General features: G+C 34.7%; 16 protein-coding genes and 2 tRNA genes. 7 read left to right on the top strand and 11 right to left on the bottom strand.

Going from position 1 to position 17,331, the window contains the following annotated elements; genetic code table 11:
- Positions 1-4: 4 nt before the first annotated feature.
- The 3 genes from RMR09_RS08675 to rlmN all read right to left on the bottom strand — a co-directional run bounded on the left by RMR09_RS08675 (position 5) and on the right by rlmN (position 3,002).
- Entirely contained in the window at positions 5-781 is a 777-nt protein-coding gene (locus RMR09_RS08675) for a response regulator (protein ID WP_310595401.1), read from the bottom strand.
- A 138-nt stretch (positions 782-919) separates the two neighbouring features.
- Positions 920-1,897, bottom strand: coding sequence for a polyprenyl synthetase family protein (locus RMR09_RS08670; RefSeq protein WP_310595400.1), 978 nt, complete (start codon positions 1,895-1,897; stop codon positions 920-922).
- A gap of 64 nt (positions 1,898-1,961) precedes the next feature.
- Positions 1,962-3,002 carry a 23S rRNA (adenine(2503)-C(2))-methyltransferase RlmN gene (rlmN, locus tag RMR09_RS08665; RefSeq protein WP_310595399.1) on the bottom strand — a complete coding sequence of 347 codons (1,041 nt, stop codon included), beginning with the start codon at positions 3,000-3,002 and terminating at the stop codon, positions 1,962-1,964.
- 106 nt (positions 3,003-3,108) lie between these two features.
- Between rlmN and RMR09_RS08660 the strand changes: the two genes are divergently transcribed.
- Positions 3,109-3,750, top strand: a complete 642-nt coding sequence (locus RMR09_RS08660) for an O-methyltransferase (RefSeq protein ID WP_310595398.1) — start codon at positions 3,109-3,111, stop codon at positions 3,748-3,750.
- Here RMR09_RS08660 and RMR09_RS08655 read toward each other — a convergent pair.
- From RMR09_RS08655 to RMR09_RS08640, 4 genes are all read right to left on the bottom strand, one after another.
- Positions 3,736-4,293 carry a phosphatase PAP2 family protein gene (locus RMR09_RS08655; protein WP_310595397.1) on the bottom strand — a complete coding sequence of 186 codons (558 nt, stop codon included), beginning with the start codon at positions 4,291-4,293 and terminating at the stop codon, positions 3,736-3,738. The two genes, RMR09_RS08660 and RMR09_RS08655, sit on opposite strands and share 15 nt — an antisense overlap.
- A complete protein-coding gene (locus RMR09_RS08650) occupies positions 4,293-4,694 on the bottom strand; it encodes a twin-arginine translocase TatA/TatE family subunit (protein WP_310595396.1) in 402 nt (133 codons plus the stop codon). Before RMR09_RS08650 ends, RMR09_RS08655 begins: the two co-directional genes overlap by 1 nt.
- A 327-nt stretch (positions 4,695-5,021) precedes the next feature.
- On the bottom strand, positions 5,022-7,265 hold the full coding sequence (locus tag RMR09_RS08645) for a M1 family metallopeptidase (protein ID WP_310595395.1): 2,244 nt from the start codon (positions 7,263-7,265) through the stop codon (positions 5,022-5,024).
- A 56-nt stretch (positions 7,266-7,321) separates the two neighbouring features.
- A complete protein-coding gene (locus tag RMR09_RS08640) occupies positions 7,322-7,825 on the bottom strand; it encodes a DUF6702 family protein (RefSeq protein WP_310595394.1) in 504 nt (167 codons plus the stop codon).
- 222 nt (positions 7,826-8,047) lie between these two features.
- Between RMR09_RS08640 and RMR09_RS08635 the strand changes: the two genes are divergently transcribed.
- Positions 8,048-8,518, top strand: a complete 471-nt coding sequence (locus tag RMR09_RS08635; RefSeq protein WP_310595393.1) for a hypothetical protein — start codon at positions 8,048-8,050, stop codon at positions 8,516-8,518.
- A gap of 186 nt (positions 8,519-8,704) precedes the next feature.
- On the opposite strand, the gene RMR09_RS08630 is transcribed toward RMR09_RS08635, so the two are convergent.
- On the bottom strand, positions 8,705-9,472 hold the full coding sequence (locus RMR09_RS08630) for a carboxypeptidase-like regulatory domain-containing protein (protein ID WP_310595392.1): 768 nt from the start codon (positions 9,470-9,472) through the stop codon (positions 8,705-8,707).
- 369 nt (positions 9,473-9,841) lie between these two features.
- On the opposite strand from RMR09_RS08630, the gene pepE reads away from it, so the two are divergent.
- Positions 9,842-10,549 (top strand): dipeptidase PepE, encoded by a 708-nt coding sequence (gene pepE, locus RMR09_RS08625; RefSeq protein WP_310595391.1) that lies wholly within the window; start codon positions 9,842-9,844, stop codon positions 10,547-10,549.
- A 30-nt stretch (positions 10,550-10,579) separates the two neighbouring features.
- Here pepE and RMR09_RS08620 read toward each other — a convergent pair.
- Together RMR09_RS08620 and RMR09_RS08615 are read right to left on the bottom strand one after the other, a co-directional pair.
- A tRNA-Gly gene (locus tag RMR09_RS08620) sits at positions 10,580-10,652 on the bottom strand.
- Positions 10,653-10,698: 46 nt separating this feature from the next.
- A tRNA-Gly gene (locus tag RMR09_RS08615) sits at positions 10,699-10,771 on the bottom strand.
- A gap of 169 nt (positions 10,772-10,940) precedes the next feature.
- Here RMR09_RS08615 and RMR09_RS08610 point away from each other — a divergent pair.
- On the top strand, positions 10,941-11,381 hold the full coding sequence (locus RMR09_RS08610; protein ID WP_310595390.1) for a GNAT family N-acetyltransferase: 441 nt from the start codon (positions 10,941-10,943) through the stop codon (positions 11,379-11,381).
- Here the strand turns inward: RMR09_RS08610 and RMR09_RS08605 are convergent.
- Complete coding sequence (locus RMR09_RS08605; protein ID WP_310595389.1) at positions 11,378-12,067, bottom strand: murein L,D-transpeptidase catalytic domain family protein; 690 nt, start codon at positions 12,065-12,067, stop codon at positions 11,378-11,380. The two genes, RMR09_RS08610 and RMR09_RS08605, sit on opposite strands and share 4 nt — an antisense overlap.
- A gap of 248 nt (positions 12,068-12,315) precedes the next feature.
- Between RMR09_RS08605 and RMR09_RS08600 the strand changes: the two genes are divergently transcribed.
- The 3 genes from RMR09_RS08600 (at position 12,316) to map (ending at position 17,302) form a co-directional block, all read left to right on the top strand.
- Complete coding sequence (locus tag RMR09_RS08600; RefSeq protein ID WP_310595388.1) at positions 12,316-14,730, top strand: DUF5916 domain-containing protein; 2,415 nt, start codon at positions 12,316-12,318, stop codon at positions 14,728-14,730.
- Positions 14,731-14,847: 117 nt separating this feature from the next.
- Positions 14,848-16,365, top strand: coding sequence for a 2,3-bisphosphoglycerate-independent phosphoglycerate mutase (gpmI, locus tag RMR09_RS08595; protein ID WP_310595387.1), 1,518 nt, complete (start codon positions 14,848-14,850; stop codon positions 16,363-16,365).
- A 118-nt stretch (positions 16,366-16,483) separates the two neighbouring features.
- Positions 16,484-17,302, top strand: a complete 819-nt coding sequence (map, locus tag RMR09_RS08590; protein WP_310595386.1) for a type I methionyl aminopeptidase — start codon at positions 16,484-16,486, stop codon at positions 17,300-17,302.
- The last annotated feature ends 29 nt before the right edge of the window (positions 17,303-17,331 follow it).

Raw genomic sequence — 17,331 nt, 5'->3', positions numbered from 1 at the left:
CGACTTATTTTTCTAATTCTGAAGCTTGAATTGACTTAATATAATCACGAGGACTCATCTCACTATACGCCTTAAAACTTGTAGAGAAATACGAAAAAGACCCAAAGCCTGTTTCGTCCACTAAGAATTGAATATTTCTCTCTCCTAGTTTAATCAACTTCATAGCATATTGAATTTTAAACTCTCTAATGTATTGGCTTATATTTTTATTTGTGAGTTTTCTAATTCTTTTATCTAAGGTAGATTTACTGATAAATAATTTTTTAGACAATTCGTCTAAATCTGGTCTTGTTTTAATGCCTTTTAATAGAAGTTCATTTAGAGATGTAAGAAAATCTTTCTCCGATAATTTAATAGTAACCTTTGAAAAAGGATCTATACCAAAGTTTTTTTCAATGTTTTTTCTTAACTCTAAAACATTATTTACTTTAAAGATTAACTCTTTTACTTTAAATGGTTTCATGATATAATCATTCACGCCATGTTCTAATTGACGCAACTTGACTTCATCATCTATGTTAGCGGTGATAATAATAAAAGGAACTGTATTGAATTTTCTGTTTTTACGAATATTCAAATACAATTCTTCTCCATTCATAACTGGCATCATTAAATCACTTATGATTAGATCGGGTATATTCTGGTAGAGATATTGAAGGGCAGGTGTACTTTCTTCGAACCAAGTAACATCAAAATTATTCAATAGTAACAGCTCTAGGATAGCGTTTCCTAATGCTACATCGTCCTCAATTAATACTATTTTTCTCTTTTGAATTTTCACGTGACGAATTTAACTATAATATTTTTAAATTATTCGCTTTTTTTTAAAATTATAGTATTTTTTAAAATCAGCAGTAAAATATTATAAATTATACCGCTTTTTATACACTTTAAAAGCTCAATATTAGAAAATATAGAATTATATTTTTCTTTCAATAACGTAGTTCACCATCAAGACTAAAGAATCTTTAAATGGAGAATCCGGATAATTGGCTAGCAGTTGCAATGCTTCTTGTTGGAATTGAAGCATCTTTTGTTCAGCATAAGCCAAACCATTATTATTCTTGACAAAAGCAATGACTTCTTTAACCCTTTTCTTGTCTTTGTTGTGGTTTTTAATAGAATTGATTAACCAAGTTTTTTCTTTAGCAGTACAGGTATTCAAAACATGAATTAAAGGCAAAGTCATTTTTTGTTCTTTAATATCTATCCCTGTTGGTTTACCAATAGCGTCATCGGTATAATCAAACAAATCATCTTTGATTTGAAATGCCATCCCTATTAATTCCCCAAAACGATGCATATTTTTCACCTGAACTCCATCTTCAATTACTGACTGAGCTCCCAAAGCACAACAAGCAGCAATCAATGTTGCTGTTTTTTTACGAATGATATCGTAATACACCTCTTCCGTAATATCTAATCGGCGGGCTTTTTCAATTTGAAGTAATTCTCCTTCACTCATTTCACGAACAGCCACGGATATGATTCGGAGTAAATCAAAGTCGCCATTATCAATGGATAGCAACAGTCCTTTAGAAAGTAGATAATCGCCCACTAAAACGGCAATTTTATTTTTCCAAAGTGCATTCAAAGAGAAAAATCCTCTACGACGGTTACTATCATCTACCACATCATCATGAACCAAAGTAGCGGTATGAATCAATTCAATCACACAAGCTCCTCGATAAGTACGTTCATTCACAACGCCTTGAGAAACCATTTTGGCAGTCAAAAACACAAACATAGGACGCATTTGTTTCCCTTTGCGATTGACAATATAATAGGTAATTCTGTTAAGCAACGCTACTTTAGAAGACATCGATTCATAGAACTTTTTTTCAAAAAGTTCCATTTCGATCAAAATAGGCTGTTTTATTTGAGAAGTGATATTCATTGGCTCCAAAGATACAAAATCATTATTTTTTCAAAGCCAATACCTTTACTAAATTCAGTGCTTTTTAAGATTTATTTGCTAATTGTCCACAAGCTGCATCAATATCTTTTCCGCGACTTCTTCGCACCTTGACTACAACTCCTATGGCTTCTAATCCTTTTATGTAAGACGCAATAGCTTCTTCAGAGGCTTGTTGAAATTCACCATCATCAATGGGGTTGTATTCAATTAAATTGACTTTGCACGGCACATATTTGCAAAACTTAACCAAGGCATCTACCGAAGCCTTGTCATCGTTAATTCCTTTCCAAACCACATATTCGTAAGAAATCTTACTTTTGGTTTTTCGGTACCAATATTCCAAAGCTTCCCGCAAATCAGCCAACGGAAAATTTTCACTGAAAGGCATAATTCGAGAACGAATTTCGTCAATGGCCGAGTGCAACGAAACCGCTAATTTGAATTTCACCTCATCATCTGCTAATTTTTTAATCATCTTTGGCACACCCGAAGTCGAAACCATAATTCGTTTGGGAGACATTCCCAAGCCTTCTGGTGAAGTAATCATATCGATCGCTTTGATAACATTATTATAATTCATCAAAGGCTCTCCCATTCCCATAAAAACAATATTAGATAGCGGGTGATTGTAATACAAACGACTTTCTCTGTCAATAGCGACCACTTGGTCGTAGATTTCTCCAGGTTCCAAATTACGCATTCGTTTTAATCTAGCGGTAGCACAAAAGTTACAATCTAAACTGCATCCCACCTGACTCGAAACACAAGCGGTAGTTCTAGTTTCGGTAGGAATCAAAACCGATTCTACAATCAAACCATCATGCAAACGAACAGCATTTTTTACCGTTCCGTCTTCACTGCGTTGCATCGTATCGACTTTGATGTGATTGATAACAAAGTGATCTTCGAGCATTTGCCGAGTTGGTTTAGCCACATTGGTCATATCTTCAAAAGAATGTGCGCCTTTGCTCCACAACCATTCATACACTTGGTTGCCACGAAAAGCTTTGTCTCCATTGGAAACAAAAAAGTCTCGCAATTGTTCTTTGGATAAGGCCCGTATGTCTTTTTTCTCGATTTGCATGGCGCAAATTTAAGGAGTATTTGTTGATTTATTTCATCAATTCGCATAAATGCTCGTGTGTGATTTGATAATTTGATAACTTTGCGCCAATTGAAAAAACTATCCAATGCACTTCATTTCTCAAGAACTCGAAGATTATATCGAACAACATTCTGAAAAAGAACCTCAATTATTAGCCGCACTCAACAAAGAAACGTATCAGAAAATTTTGTTGCCAAGAATGTTAAGCGGTCATTTTCAAGGACGTGTTTTGAGTATGCTGTCTAAATTAATTCGACCAGTAAATATTCTTGAAATCGGTACTTATACAGGCTATTCTGCTTTGTGTTTGTGCGAAGGCATGCAAGACAACGGACAGCTACATACCATTGATATCAAAGAAGAGTTAGTTGATTTTCAACGCAAACATTTTGACAAATCACCTTGGGGCAACCAAATTGTGCAGCATTTGGGAGAAGCTGTTGACATTATTCCTAGTCTTGATCTGAAATTCGATTTAGTTTTTATTGATGCCGACAAAGAAAATTATATTAATTATTTTGAATTGATTGTTCCTAAGATGAATAAAGGCGGTATTATTTTATCGGACAATGTGTTGTGGAGTGGTAAAGTCTTAGAGCCGTTGCAAAAAAATGATTTGAGCACCAAAATACTTTTAGAGTACAATCAATTACTGAAAAACGACCCTAGAGTAGAAACTGTTTTGTTACCAATCCGAGACGGATTAACGGTTTCAAGAGTTCTTTAAAACGTATTTTTGATACAATTGGTACGCTATAAATCCAAAACTAGCACCAACCAAATAACCTGTTACAATATCTAGTGGATAATGTAGTCCTAAGTAAATTCGACTATACGCAAAGATTAAAGGGAATAAAAATAACAGAAAAGCATACCGATAGTACTTTTTCAAAAGTAAGAACAAGAAAGTCATCGTTGCCATAGAATTGGCCGCATGGCCTGAAAAGAAACTAAATGTATCACTCGATTTGACAATTCGGATAAACGAATTAATCTCAGGATTGTTACATGGCCGCAAACGTTGAAAACTATATTTAAAAAGATTACAGGTTTGATCAGTAGCAAGAAGCAATAATGTTACTGACAATAACACTAAAAGCGTTGGTCTCGTTCCTATTTTTTTATAAACTAAATACAATAGAATCAAGAAATAAGGTGTCCAATGGGATTGTTTTGTGATAAAAAGCCAAAAACTATCATAGGTTTCAGAACCTAAACCGTTTAAATAAACAAACAATTGGGTATCTAAAGCTACTACTTTGTCAAGCATTACATTTGACGTTTAATTGGGCCCTCAACAACATCTTCTTGAGCTACAGCTGCCACTTCCGTTTTATTTTCTTCTACAGAAAGACCTTGCTTTACTTGCGTTATTTCTGAAGTCACTGTATTAGAAAAATCCGTCAACGTACTTGAATCTCCTAATAAATTTTCCTTTGCCTTGTCAATTTCAGCAGTAATATTTCCAGTCAAATCGGCTAACGATTGTTTGTCAAAACCATTTGCTTCGGCTCCTTTTTGGATTTCCGTTTTTATATCATTTGTCGCGTTTTTAATTTGCGCCATAGTTTTACCCAATGTTCGTGCAATCTCAGGCACTTTATCAGAACCGAAAAGCATTAAAACGATAAACATGATGAAAATTAATTCGCCTCCACCTATACCAAACATAATTGTATTTTTTTTCTTAGAGGACAAATATACCAAATTTCAAGTCCTACTATTTTAAATTTTTCATAAAAGTTCTATTGAATACTGATTGGTCTATAACAAAGGTTTTTATAAAAAAGTGAAAAATTGATAACCATTAAGATATTAAGCTAATTAAGATTAAATGTAATTTTAAAAAACTAATTTAATTTAGCTTTTATAACATCCCGTTTTTCTATTAAAAATAGGACAAGAATGTTAAAAACCATTAAGATGTTAAGCCTTAATAAAACTTAATATCTTAATGGTTTTTTTAATTAAAAGATTCCCTTTAAAAGTATAACTATTTTAATCAAATTTAGATTTTGTTTCTTGTTTTGGCCAAGTGTTATTGGTAACATCAATATCAGCCGTTTCCAATTTAGGATCTATTTGTATTTGTTTGATTGCCTTTGCAGTAGCATATACCTTTTTGGCAGTATCATTATTTTTTCTCCAAATTTGAGCAGGATATTTGAAACTTTCCTTGGTGTCATCTTCATACGTGATTTCGACTAAAATAGGCATTATCATTCCGCCTGGTTTATTGAACGTTACTTCGTAGAAGTATTTAGGTGATTTCAAACTCGCTTTTTCATCAGCAGATAAATTTTGATTGATGTAATCTGAAAGCAATTTTACATCGTCAATTTTCAATGCTTTTTTATCCTTTGGATTCAATTCTGAATTTTGCCCTGAAACCAAATAAACGAAAGGTCCTTTATCTAAGCCAAAACGTCCTTTTCTTACTTTTACTTCTTTTAGATCACTCGTTGCAGTTTCAGAAACATAATATTGTTTTACGTCTTCCACTCCAATATCTACAAAATCTGTTGAATAGAACCATCCTCTAAAGAACCAATCCAAATCAAAGGCAGAAGCATTTTCCATAGTTCTAAAAAAGTCTTCTGGAGTGGGGTGTTTGAATTTCCATCGATTTGCATACACTTTAAATGCATGGTCAAACAACTCTCTACCCATAACGGTTTCTCTCAGAATGTTCAATCCTGTAGCTGGTTTTCCGTAAGCATTATTACCAAATTGATAGATGTTTTCAGAGTTCGACATAATTGGCTCCAAGAATTTTTGATCGCCACTCATGTACGGAACAATATTTTTAGCAGGACCGCGTCTTGACGGGAAATTCGTTCCCAATTCTTGTTCGGCCATATATTCCATAAAGGAGTTCAAACCTTCATCCATCCAAGTCCATTGGCGCTCATCTGAATTCACAATCATTGGAAAAAAGTTGTGTCCTACTTCATGAATAACTACACCAATCATTCCGTTTTTAACTTGCTCACTAGTTACTCCATTTTCATCTGGTCGCCCAAAATTCCAACAAATCATTGGGTATTCCATTCCTTGATCTTCTGCCGATACAGAAACTGCTTTGGGGTAAGGATAATCAAAAGTATGAGACGAATAACTTTTTAAAGTATGTGCCACAGTCATTGTCGAAGTTTCTCCCCATAACGGATTCGCTTCTTTTGGATAAACCGACTCGGCCATAACCACTTTATTACTCAATTTTACAGCCATCGCGTCATAAATGAACTTTCTTGACGAAGCGATTCCAAAATCACGCACATTTTTAGCACTGAATCGCCATGTTTTTTTCTTATCTGAAAATCCTTTTTCAGTAGCCGTAGCTTCTTCTTGAGTTACAATCACTACGGGTTTATCAAATGATTTTTGAGCTAATTCGTATCTTTTTACTTGAGCCGGTGTAAATACTTCGGCACGGTTTAGTAGTTCTCCGGTAGCATCAATTACATGATCAGCAGGAACTGTAATGTTAACATCAAAATTTCCAAAAGGCAAGGCAAACTCTCCACTTCCCCAGAACTGCATGTTTTGCCAACCTTCCACATCGTTATAAACCGCCATTCTTGGATAGAATTGAGCAATTACATAAATTTTATTACCGTCTTTCTCAAATAACTCATATCCTGAACGGCCACCTTCTTTTCTATAATTGTTGATGTTGTACCACCATTTTGTAGAGAAAACAAATGTTGAACCTGGTTTCATTGGTACAGGCAGATTAATACGCATCATGGTTTGGTTGATGGTATAAGACAATGGAGTCCCTTTAGCATCTTTCACATATTCAATATGGAATCCACGATCTGCTTTTTCTTTCAAATAGTCTGAAGCAAACTTTTCAGCTGGCAATACCGGATCTATTTTTTGGCTTTCGGCCAAAGGAGATTGCGAAGTTTTCGCTTGTTGGTTTTGATCCAATTGCACCCATAAATACTCTAAAGTATCAGGCGAATTATTGGTATAAGTAACCGTTTCAGAGCCACTTAATTTTGAATTTTTATCATCTAACTCAATGTCAATTTTATAATCGGCTTGTTGCTGATAATAAGCAGGTCCAGGAGCTCCTGAAGCGGTACGAAACATATTGGGCGTGGCCAATACATCATACATCTGACTGAATTTATTCGTATCATATTTTCCGGTTTGCTTTGGTGCTGCCGGTGTTGATTTTTCTTGCGCCATTGTAAGTAATGGCAAAAGTAATACTAATGCGATTTTTTTCATTTTGGGGAATTTTAGCTTGTGAAAATAGTAATTTTTAACAAATCGAGTCGATCTAATTAAAATTTTAACACTTCGGCCTTGTTAGAGGTTGTAAAAAGCAGGGTTTGTTTTTCTCCAAAAGCCGTAAAATGCAAAATATTTTGTTGTTCTGAATTCCAATGTGTTAAAAATGTATTGGTAATCTCAACCGAATGTAGTTTGGATACATCAGTTACCCGACAATAACAAATTAGAATATCTCCTTCTAGTTCTTTGCTCAAAAAAGCTACTGGTTTGGTCTGACCATTTACTTTGATTTGTAAGTTTTCAAGAAAGTACTTTTTAAGTATTGCTTGATCGTCTGCAGACTCTTTATCAGCACCTAAAAACGTTTTTTTGCCGTATTTTTTTTCGAGTGCCAAATTCAAATCATCTACAAAAATACGAGACGTAATTTGCAGCATTTTCTTTTCAGGAGCATAGTTCACCTGAAAAATAGCCATGTAAAATTTATGGACTTCAAATGCCGAAACACTTACCAACAAAAGACCTAGAAAGGTCATAAAAAAGATTTTCTTCATCTTTCAAAAGTAGTAATTCTTTTGAAATGATATTGAGATACTTTTGAATGAGGATTTTTATAAAAAGTTCCCTACCCCTATTTACTACCTTGTCCATTTGTACTATATTTTTTATATATTAGCATTACGAGAAAAACTGATTTTTATTAGACGTTAAACCCAAAACAAGTTCTATGTCTAATTTTTTCAGACATATATAACTTAGCGGTAATATTAACCAAAATGAACGAAAATAATCCAGACTTAAAGCTTTTAACAATTTCTGTAATCAATTTATTGTTTCAGTTTTTTATTTGGGGACTTACTAAAAGAGACTCAAGTTCATCGCTTGGTTATATGTTTTTTCTTTTCATTGGTTGGATAATTTTGTTAGTTATTACTGGAATAATAATTTATAAAGACAAAATAAAACTTAGAACATGGAATATGCTATTATTCATATTTTGCACCCCAATTCCTTTTGTATTATTCATAGTACTCTCGTCTGGAGACCCAATTATGGGGACTTACGAGTATCATAAAAATAAACATCAAATAAAAGAAATTTTATATGATGATAGAAAAGAATATTTTTCAAGTGTAGATACCACATCTGAAAAATACCCAATTCCTTTGGATGAAAAATATCATCTCGACAGCATTATTTATTATGAAAAAAATGGGAAGATAATTAAAACTATATATTTTAAATAAATAGAAAGTACCGCGCGAATCCCTTCGCGTGGCTCGTTGTTATAATTAACAAAATTAAAAGCTTTTTTTTTAGTAGGATAGCTATTTTTTACTTTTTGTCTTGTCATTTCGACGCAAGGAAAAAGCACATAACGAGAGCAACTAATGAGATTCCTCCTTCCGTCGGAATGACAAAATAGAAGGAATTTAATTCTCTTTTTTTGGAACAATAATTTCAAGGTACTGAGTCGCCAATTCCCCTAACAAAAACTCAATAGAAGTTCGATTCTTGGTTTCTAAAACCCTTGTGAATTTTGGATTTTCCACTGCGAAATATTGAAATCCTTTGACATAGATGGCTGGAATATGCAAAATATTTACATAATGATGCTGATCAAATAGTGATTCCAATTGTACTATAAAAGTTTCTTTCTTTTCTACTTCCAATTCCTTCTTCAACATGGCGGTTCGACCTGATAAGAAGTTTAAAAATGGATCTGCTGAAATTGATCCTCCTGTCAATCCTCCTATATTCCCGTGGGCATTCAAATCAGTTGCCGTAGCTAATTTGCGTTCGGCAGGCGTATATTTTTTTTGACCGTACGGAATGATTCCTAACGCCTCTGCAGAAATATTGGGGTAACGACGCACAATTACTTCCTTCAATTCATTCATAATAGGTCGCATCTTCACAAAAAACAAATTGATTTGGAGGTTCTCGGGAGTCAAAACAAATTTAGTAGATTTAAATTGAACTGCTGACAAAAGTAGGGTATCTCCGGCTACTCCTTTAATTGAAAAATAACCTTCTTTATCCGTTATCGAAGCGTTTTCGGTTTTGAGATTAATCACATAAATACCTTCCAAATTAGTCATATCCGCAGTTACTTTTCCGTGACATTCAACAGCAACTTTTTCTTGAGAAAAAAGTTGGGTGGTACACCAAAAAATTATAAAACAAATCAGTCGTATCATATAGTAGCTAGTTCCTATCTCGGAAATAGGTTACAAAAGTATTGGAGTATCCTCCAAATTAATTACTAATGAGTTGGTAAAAATTTGTTAATTAAAAAACCCGTTGGGTGTAATTAGTTTTTGATGATAATTTTACGTCAGTTCGAGTAATTTTCTCCCGAATCTTCGGGAAGAAAATTGTATCGAGAACAAGTGAAATTTCATTAAAAACGATTAACTACGTTGAACCTAAAGGTTTCTCGATACATTTTTTGTTCCATTTCATTACACAAAAAACACTCGAATTGACGTTTTTAATAATTACACCCAACAGGTTAATTAAATAAGTGGATTTTCTACCTTTACCTCAAATTACAAATACAATAGACCTTGAAAAACATACTATTAGCAAGTACCTCAACAGTATACGGGAGCGGTTTCTTAGAATACCTTCTTCCTGAATTAGAACACCATTTTAAAGACTGCAAAACCCTACTTTTCATTCCGTATGCTCGGTCTGGCGGAATGACACACGATGAATATACTGCCAAAGTAGCATTGGCTTTCGCCAAAATAAACATAGCCGTAAAAGGGATTCATGAATTTGAAAATCCAGCCGAAGCGGTTCAAAATGCTGAAGGAATATTTACAGGTGGTGGAAATACGTTTGTTTTGGTTTCCCAATTGTACAAAAACCAAGTGATGGAAGTTTTGGCAGAAAAACTTAAAAGTGGCACGCCTTATTTAGGCACTAGTGCCGGAAGTAATGTTGCCGGATTGACCATCCAAACAACAAATGATATGCCTATTGTGTACCCTCCTAGTTTTCAAACTTTAGGAATGATTCCGTTTAATTTGAATCCGCACTTTATAGATACCGAAGCTACATCCAATCACATGGGAGAAACCCGTGAAGCCAGAATCAAAGAATTTCACACCTTCAATTCTATTCCTGTTTTAGGGTTACGAGAAGGTAGTTGGTTAGACATTAAAGGAGACATAATTACACTAAAAGGAAATCTTAAAGCACGCCTTTTTAGACAAAACCAAGCGCCAGAAGAATTGGAAAGTGGCAGTGATTTGAGTTTTGTGAAATAAAAAAGCCGAAACATTGTTTCGGCTTTGAAGAGCGGAAGACGAGGCTCGAACTCGCGACAACCAGCTTGGAAGGCTGGAGCTCTACCAACTGAGCTACTTCCGCATGAAAAACAGTAAATAAAAAACCTCAAAATAATTTGAGGCTTTAGAGCGGAAGACGAGGCTCGAACTCGCGACAACCAGCTTGGAAGGCTGGAGCTCTACCAACTGAGCTACTTCCGCATTTCAACGGTGCAAATATAAATAATAAGTTTTCATGATTGCAAGTTTTTTTCGAAAAAATAACAATCATCCCTGTTGAACAGGAATTTAAAATAGTTCAAATACAACCATAAATATTTTAGTATGAAATTATTATCTCTTTAATTTGTACAAAAGACCAACTCAAAAAATGAATTATTTTATTCAAGAAATTACTGCAACCGAGACTTATCCTGTAAGACATATTGTTTTAAGAGCCGGAAAACCTATTGAAAGTTGTCGTTTTGAAGGTGATGAATTACCATCAACGCATCATTTCGGCTATTTTTTGGATAACCAACTTATCGGGCTGGTCTCCCTATTTGAATCCGAAAATTTACTTTTAGGAGACCAAAAATCTTTTCAAATTAGAGGTATGGCGGTTTTGGATTCTCATCAGAAAAAAGGAATTGGTAATGCATTAATTCAAGAAGCCGAAGCCTTTTGTAAAAAACAAAACACCACCTTAATTTGGTTCAATGCCCGTACCTCAGCCGTTGGATTTTACAAAAAATTAGGCTACGAAATAGTGGGAGCTGAATTTGAGATCAAAGAAGTTGGACCACATTTTTTAATGTTCAAAAAATTTTAGGACAATAATTGGGAAACCAGCTTGGGATGGTAAATGAAAAGACACGATTTGTCTTTGATAGCACCTATAATATCTTTTGACAAACCAACCGGAATAGCTGGACACCCTTGGCTTCTGCCCAGTCGTCTATTATTTTTGACGAAGGAATTGGAAACATAATCGGCTGCATGCATGACTACTCCCCTATTTCTTGCATTATCATTAATCCCTTTTTCTAGTCCGTCCAATCGTAGTGACAATCCGTGTTTCCCATTATACACTTCGCCCGTAGCATAAAATCCCAAACTGCTTTTAAAGGATTGGGCTGCATTCGAAAAACTATTGGCAAATTCTTCCCCCGTATTTCTACCGTGTGCTACTAAAGATTGGTACAAAATAGTTTTGGAAGCCAAATCTATTACCCAAAGTCGTTTCATATTAGACGACAAGCTGAAATCAATTAACGTCAAAATATCTTTCTTAATAACCCCTCTTTCCTTTAATTTATAAAATCCTTTCAATGCTTGTGTAAAGCTCTCTAGTTTAGGCAACTCATAATGATTCGTTTTTAAACCTGAATAGACCATTTCAACTGAATTTTCAAGACTTAAATCACTTTTTATACGATGCGAAAAAGTAGTTGCATTGGAATAAAAAGTAACAGAGGAAAAGAAAAAAAAGGAAAGAAAAAGAAATTTGGCAACCATAGTATTTTGTTAATGTATTTTTAGATCTGAGAATTGCAAAGATACGTTCAACAAGAAGTCAATTGAGTTAAAATCAGATATTTAACATTGTTTTTAACAAACTAAAGCTATTTAACACTAGTTATCTTAAAAAGATTGGTTTGATTGTGTAACAAATTAAAACAATCAAGACTAATGGTATGCAATCCAATTTTATAATTAAAATTACGTTGTACTAATTTAAAACCAGCTAATCGCATCCCCAAAATATGAAATCAGTTTTCAGTCTTGTGTTAGTCTTCGCTTTTTGTTTTGGCTACAGCCAAAAAAAATCATTGACCACTCAGTTTACAACCGAAAAAATCATCATTGATGGTAAATTCGATGAAGCCGCTTGGTTAAAAGCTGATGTAGCAAAAGATTTCGTAATGTGGATGCCGGATAATGGTAAAGCCGAACCCAAAGAACGACGTACCGAAATTAAAGTAACCTATGACAACGAAGCGGTTTATTTTGCCGCTACTATGTACGATGATGAGCCTGGTAAAATCCTAAAAGAACTAAGCCAAAGAGATAATTCTGGAACTGCAGACCGTGTGGGGATTTTTATCAATGGCTACAATGATGGGCAACAAGAATTCAGCTTCATTTTAAGTGCTGCGGGAGTTCAAGAAGATTTCCTTTTTACCGAAAGCAACGGGGAAGATTCTTCATGGAATGCGATTTGGGAGGGGAAAACCCAAATTACTGATTTTGGTTGGACCGCCGAAATACGAATTCCATATGCCGCCCTTCGATTCTCTACCGAGAAAAAACAAACTTGGGGTATTAACTTCATTCGTGACTTTAAAAGAACGCGCTCTTTTTATTCTTGGAATTTAATTGACAACAAAATCAATTCAAGAGGCAATCAAGAAGGAGTGTTAAATGGTATTGAAAATATCAAAACCCCCACTCGTTTATTCTTGATTCCGTATTCTTCTTTTTACTTGAATTCCAATGCTAATCAGAAAACCAAAGGCGATTTAAAAGGTGGAGTCGATATCAAATACGGAATCAATGATGCTTTTACTTTAGACGCTATTTTGGTTCCCGACTTTGGACAAACAGCCTTTGATAACGTGATTTTAAACTTAAGTCCCTTTGAGCAAAAATTCAATGAAAACAGGCCTTTTTTTACCGAAGGAACAGAGCTATTCAGCAAAGGAAATTTATTTTATTCGCGAAGAATTGGCGGAAGCCCAAGTATTAGTCCTGAACTATCCGCTAATGAATCTATTACTGAATCCCCTGGAAAAGTAAACTTATTGAATGCATTAAAAATTTCAGGAAGAACTAAAAACGGTTTAGGAATTGGGGTTTTGAACGCTGTGACCGAAAAAACAGAAGCAATTATTACTAATGATATTACAGGAGCTACTCGCAAATCATTGATAGAACCTTTGGCTAATTACAATGTTTTTGTTTTAGACCAACGCTTTAGAAAAAATTCATCCGTTTCGTTTATCAACACTAATGTAACCCGTAATGGTAGCGGACGTGACGGAAATGTATCGGCACTTTTATTTGATTTGAATACCAAGAAAAATACCTATAATTTATCGGGTGATTACAAATATAGTTTTGTCAACGGACTAGGTGTTGAAAACAAAAAAGGCTTTAGTTCGAGTATTACTTTTGGTGAAACCAGTGGAAAATTTCAATATGGAGGAGGCGCTGAATATGTTTCCAAAGGTTTTGATAATGACGATATGGGAATTCAATTTCAAAATAATTATCATAGTTTTTATTCTAATGGGAGTTATCGCATTTTAAACCCGACCGCGACATTCAACATGTTCAACATCTATATGAACCTCTATTCAGAATTTGACAACCGGACAGGTCGAATCCAACAGGGAATGGTTAATTTTAACCTAAATTCTGTAAATAAAAAAAATCATTATTTTGGAGGGGGTTTTAACGCGAGACCAATAAAAACATCTGATTTTTATGAACCTCGCACTTCAGATCAATCTCGTTATATTCAAATGCCTGAATTCATATCGACTTATTTGTATTATTCGTCTAATTCAAATAACAAATTTGCTTTTGACTTCAACCCTTTTATCAGTTTTGTCAACGAAAAAAACAGACGAAATTATGGAGTTGTAATAGGTCCTAGATACCGGTTTTCAGATCATTTTTCACTTAGTTATAATTTTGATTTCAGCAAACAAGATAACAACCTGGGGTATGTAGGAAATGACAGTGCCACTAATGAAATTTTCATGGGACGAAGAGACCGAACTACCTACGTCAACACTTTACAAGGTAAATTCACCCTCAATAGCGAAATGAATTTCAACCTTTCATTACGTCATTATTTAAGTTTTGCCGACTATAGTCAATATTATAGTCTTCAAAATGACGGCACCTTGAGATCCACTTCCAACTTTACTCAAAATAGTAATTCTATTTTTAACGCTTGGAATTTGGATTTATCCTACTCTTGGTGGTTTGCTCCCGGAAGTCAAGTGTCCATTTTGTATAGAAACAATGCCGCTTTATTTGAGAACGAATTCAAAAGAGACTTAGGTAGTAACTTTGAAAAAGTCATTGACAAAAACAACCTAAATCATGTTTTTTCAATAAGTGTTCGTTACTTTATTGATTACAACTCATTGAAAAAAAATGATAAGTAGTTCCAAAATTCAATTATAAAACAAAAACTATTTTATTTGTTACTATTTGAATAATTGTGAATTGGATGTATTCGGAGATTTTTAGAAATGCCTTATCTTTGCCTAAAATAAATTCCGATGAACAAGAAAGTTATCCTTATGATTTTGGATGGTTGGGGAAAATCTCCTGACCCAAAAGTGTCTGCAATTGACAATGCCAATGTACCTTTTATCAATAGTTTATATACAAAATATCCCAATGCGCAATTGAGAACTGACGGTTTGAACGTTGGTTTACCTGAAGGACAAATGGGAAATTCAGAAGTAGGTCACATGAATCTGGGTGCTGGCCGAATTGTATACCAAGATTTAGCGAAAATTAATTTGGCTGTAGCCAATAAAACGTTGGCCAAAGAACAAGTACTAATTGATGCTTTTAACTATGCGAAAGCCAACAATAAAAAAGTACACTTTTTAGGTTTAGTTTCAGATGGTGGAGTACATTCGCATACTTCGCACTTAAGAGGTTTAATAGATGCTTCTCAAGAATACGGACTAGACAAAGTATTCATCCATGCCTTTACCGATGGACGTGATGTGGATCCTAAATCAGGAAAAAAATACATTCAAGATTTACAAGATTATATTGCGCCAACTCCAGTAAAAATAGCGTCAGTAATTGGACGTTACTACGGAATGGATCGTGATAAACGTTGGGAAAGAGTAAAATTAGCTTACGATTTAGTAGTTCACGGAACAGGAACTGCTACAAAAGATATCGTAACTTCTATCGCAACTAGTTACGGAAACGATGTTACTGATGAATTCATTCAGCCATTGGTTGCTGTGGATGCCACCGAAAAGCCTTTAGCAATCATCGAAGAAGATGATGTCGTTATTTTCTTCAACTTTAGAACCGATAGAGGTCGTGAGTTGACAGAAGCGCTTTCGCAACAAGATTTCCACGAGCAAAACATGCACAAATTGAATTTGTATTATGTTACATTAACAAACTACGATGAAACTTACCAAAATGTAAAAGTGGTGTACAATAAAGACAACATCACAGAAACATTAGGAGAAGTTTTAGAGAAAGCCAACAAAAAACAAATTCGTATCGCCGAAACAGAAAAATACCCTCATGTTACGTTTTTCTTCTCAGGTGGTAGAGAAACTCCTTTTGAAGGTGAAAGTCGTATCTTGAGAAACTCTCCAAAAGTAGCGACTTACGATTTACAACCCGAAATGAGTGCTTACGAATTAAAAGATGCCTTGGTCCCTGAATTACATAAAGGCGAAGTGGATTTTGTTTGTTTGAACTTTGCTAACGGAGACATGGTAGGGCATACCGGAATTATGGAAGCGGCAATCAAAGCTTGTGAAGCGGTTGACGTTTGTGTAAAAGAGGTAGTAGAAGCGGCTTTGGCCAATGATTATACAACTATCATCATTGCTGACCACGGAAACTGTGAAACTATGATTAATCCTGATGGTTCACCAAATACAGCACACACAACAAATCCTGTGCCTATTATCTTAGTAGATAAAGATTTGAAAAAAATCAACAATGGAGTTTTAGGAGATATTGCGCCAACTATTTTAGAATTAATGGGAGTGGCACAACCTGCTGCTATGACAAGTCATTCATTATTATAAGATAATTTACAAAAACTAAAAAGGCTGCTCTATTTTGGGCAGCCTTTTTTATTCTCATCTATTTGACTTTAAAAGTTCCTATAATATTGTACTTTTGCCAACTGAAAATTAGATAATCATGATTATAGTAAAATCAAGAGAAGAAATAGAATTAATGCGCGAAAGTGCCTTAATCGTATCCAAAACCTTAGGAATGATTGCTTCTGAAATCAAAGAAGGAGTCACCACTTTACACTTAGACAAACTAGCTGAAGAATTTATTCGTGACCACGGAGCAGTCCCAAGTTTCTTAGGATTGTATGGCTTTCCCAATTCGCTTTGTATGAGTCCAAATACTCAAGTAGTACACGGAATTCCTAACAACACTCCTTTACAAAGTGGCGATATCATCTCTGTAGATTGTGGTGCTTTCAAAAACGGTTTTCACGGAGATCACGCGTACACTTTTGAAGTAGGTGACGTAGCTCCTGAAACTAAAAAATTATTACAAATCACAAAAGAATCTTTATATGTAGGTATCCGCGAATTCAAAGCAGGAAATCGCGTAGAAGATGTAGGTAATGCTATCCAAAAATATACCGAAGCCCATGGTTATGGAGTGGTTCGCGAATTAGTAGGACACGGCTTAGGGCAAAAAATGCACGAAGAACCTGAAATGCCAAATTATGGCAAAAAAGGTCGTGGAAAATTATTCATCGAAGGAATGGTAGTTGCTATCGAACCGATGATCAATCTTGGAACCAAAAACATCAAACAACACAAAGACGGTTGGACAATTACTACTGCTGATAACAAACCTTCAGCTCACTTTGAACATGATGTTGCTTTAGTAGACGGAAAACCAGAATTACTTTCTACCTTCAAATACATCTATGACGCTATGGGCATTGTGAGTAATGAGGAAGATGAATTTAGAAAAGACCCAACTTTGATTTAAAGAGATTTTCACAAAACACGCAAAGAACC

This window comes from Flavobacterium sp., from assembly GCF_031537875.1.
Classification (GTDB): Bacteria; Bacteroidota; Bacteroidia; order Flavobacteriales; family Flavobacteriaceae; genus Flavobacterium.
Note: the sequence above shows the minus strand (reverse complement) of the source record. Positions and strands in the feature narration are given on the sequence as shown.

Coding starts and splice junctions, on each gene's coding strand:
- RMR09_RS08605 (WP_310595389.1), bottom strand. CDS start 12,067: ATGGTTGCCAAATTTCTTTTTCTTTCCTTTTTTTTCTTTTCCTCTGTT.
- RMR09_RS08610 (WP_310595390.1), top strand. CDS start 10,941: ATGAATTATTTTATTCAAGAAATTACTGCAACCGAGACTTATCCTGTA.
- RMR09_RS08670 (WP_310595400.1), bottom strand. CDS start 1,897: ATGAATATCACTTCTCAAATAAAACAGCCTATTTTGATCGAAATGGAA.
- RMR09_RS08640 (WP_310595394.1), bottom strand. CDS start 7,825: ATGAAGAAAATCTTTTTTATGACCTTTCTAGGTCTTTTGTTGGTAAGT.
- map (WP_310595386.1), top strand. CDS start 16,484: ATGATTATAGTAAAATCAAGAGAAGAAATAGAATTAATGCGCGAAAGT.
- RMR09_RS08660 (WP_310595398.1), top strand. CDS start 3,109: ATGCACTTCATTTCTCAAGAACTCGAAGATTATATCGAACAACATTCT.
- rlmN (WP_310595399.1), bottom strand. CDS start 3,002: ATGCAAATCGAGAAAAAAGACATACGGGCCTTATCCAAAGAACAATTG.
- RMR09_RS08635 (WP_310595393.1), top strand. CDS start 8,048: ATGAACGAAAATAATCCAGACTTAAAGCTTTTAACAATTTCTGTAATC.
- gpmI (WP_310595387.1), top strand. CDS start 14,848: ATGAACAAGAAAGTTATCCTTATGATTTTGGATGGTTGGGGAAAATCT.
- RMR09_RS08630 (WP_310595392.1), bottom strand. CDS start 9,472: ATGATACGACTGATTTGTTTTATAATTTTTTGGTGTACCACCCAACTT.
- RMR09_RS08655 (WP_310595397.1), bottom strand. CDS start 4,293: ATGCTTGACAAAGTAGTAGCTTTAGATACCCAATTGTTTGTTTATTTA.
- RMR09_RS08600 (WP_310595388.1), top strand. CDS start 12,316: ATGAAATCAGTTTTCAGTCTTGTGTTAGTCTTCGCTTTTTGTTTTGGC.
- RMR09_RS08650 (WP_310595396.1), bottom strand. CDS start 4,694: ATGTTTGGTATAGGTGGAGGCGAATTAATTTTCATCATGTTTATCGTT.
- RMR09_RS08645 (WP_310595395.1), bottom strand. CDS start 7,265: ATGAAAAAAATCGCATTAGTATTACTTTTGCCATTACTTACAATGGCG.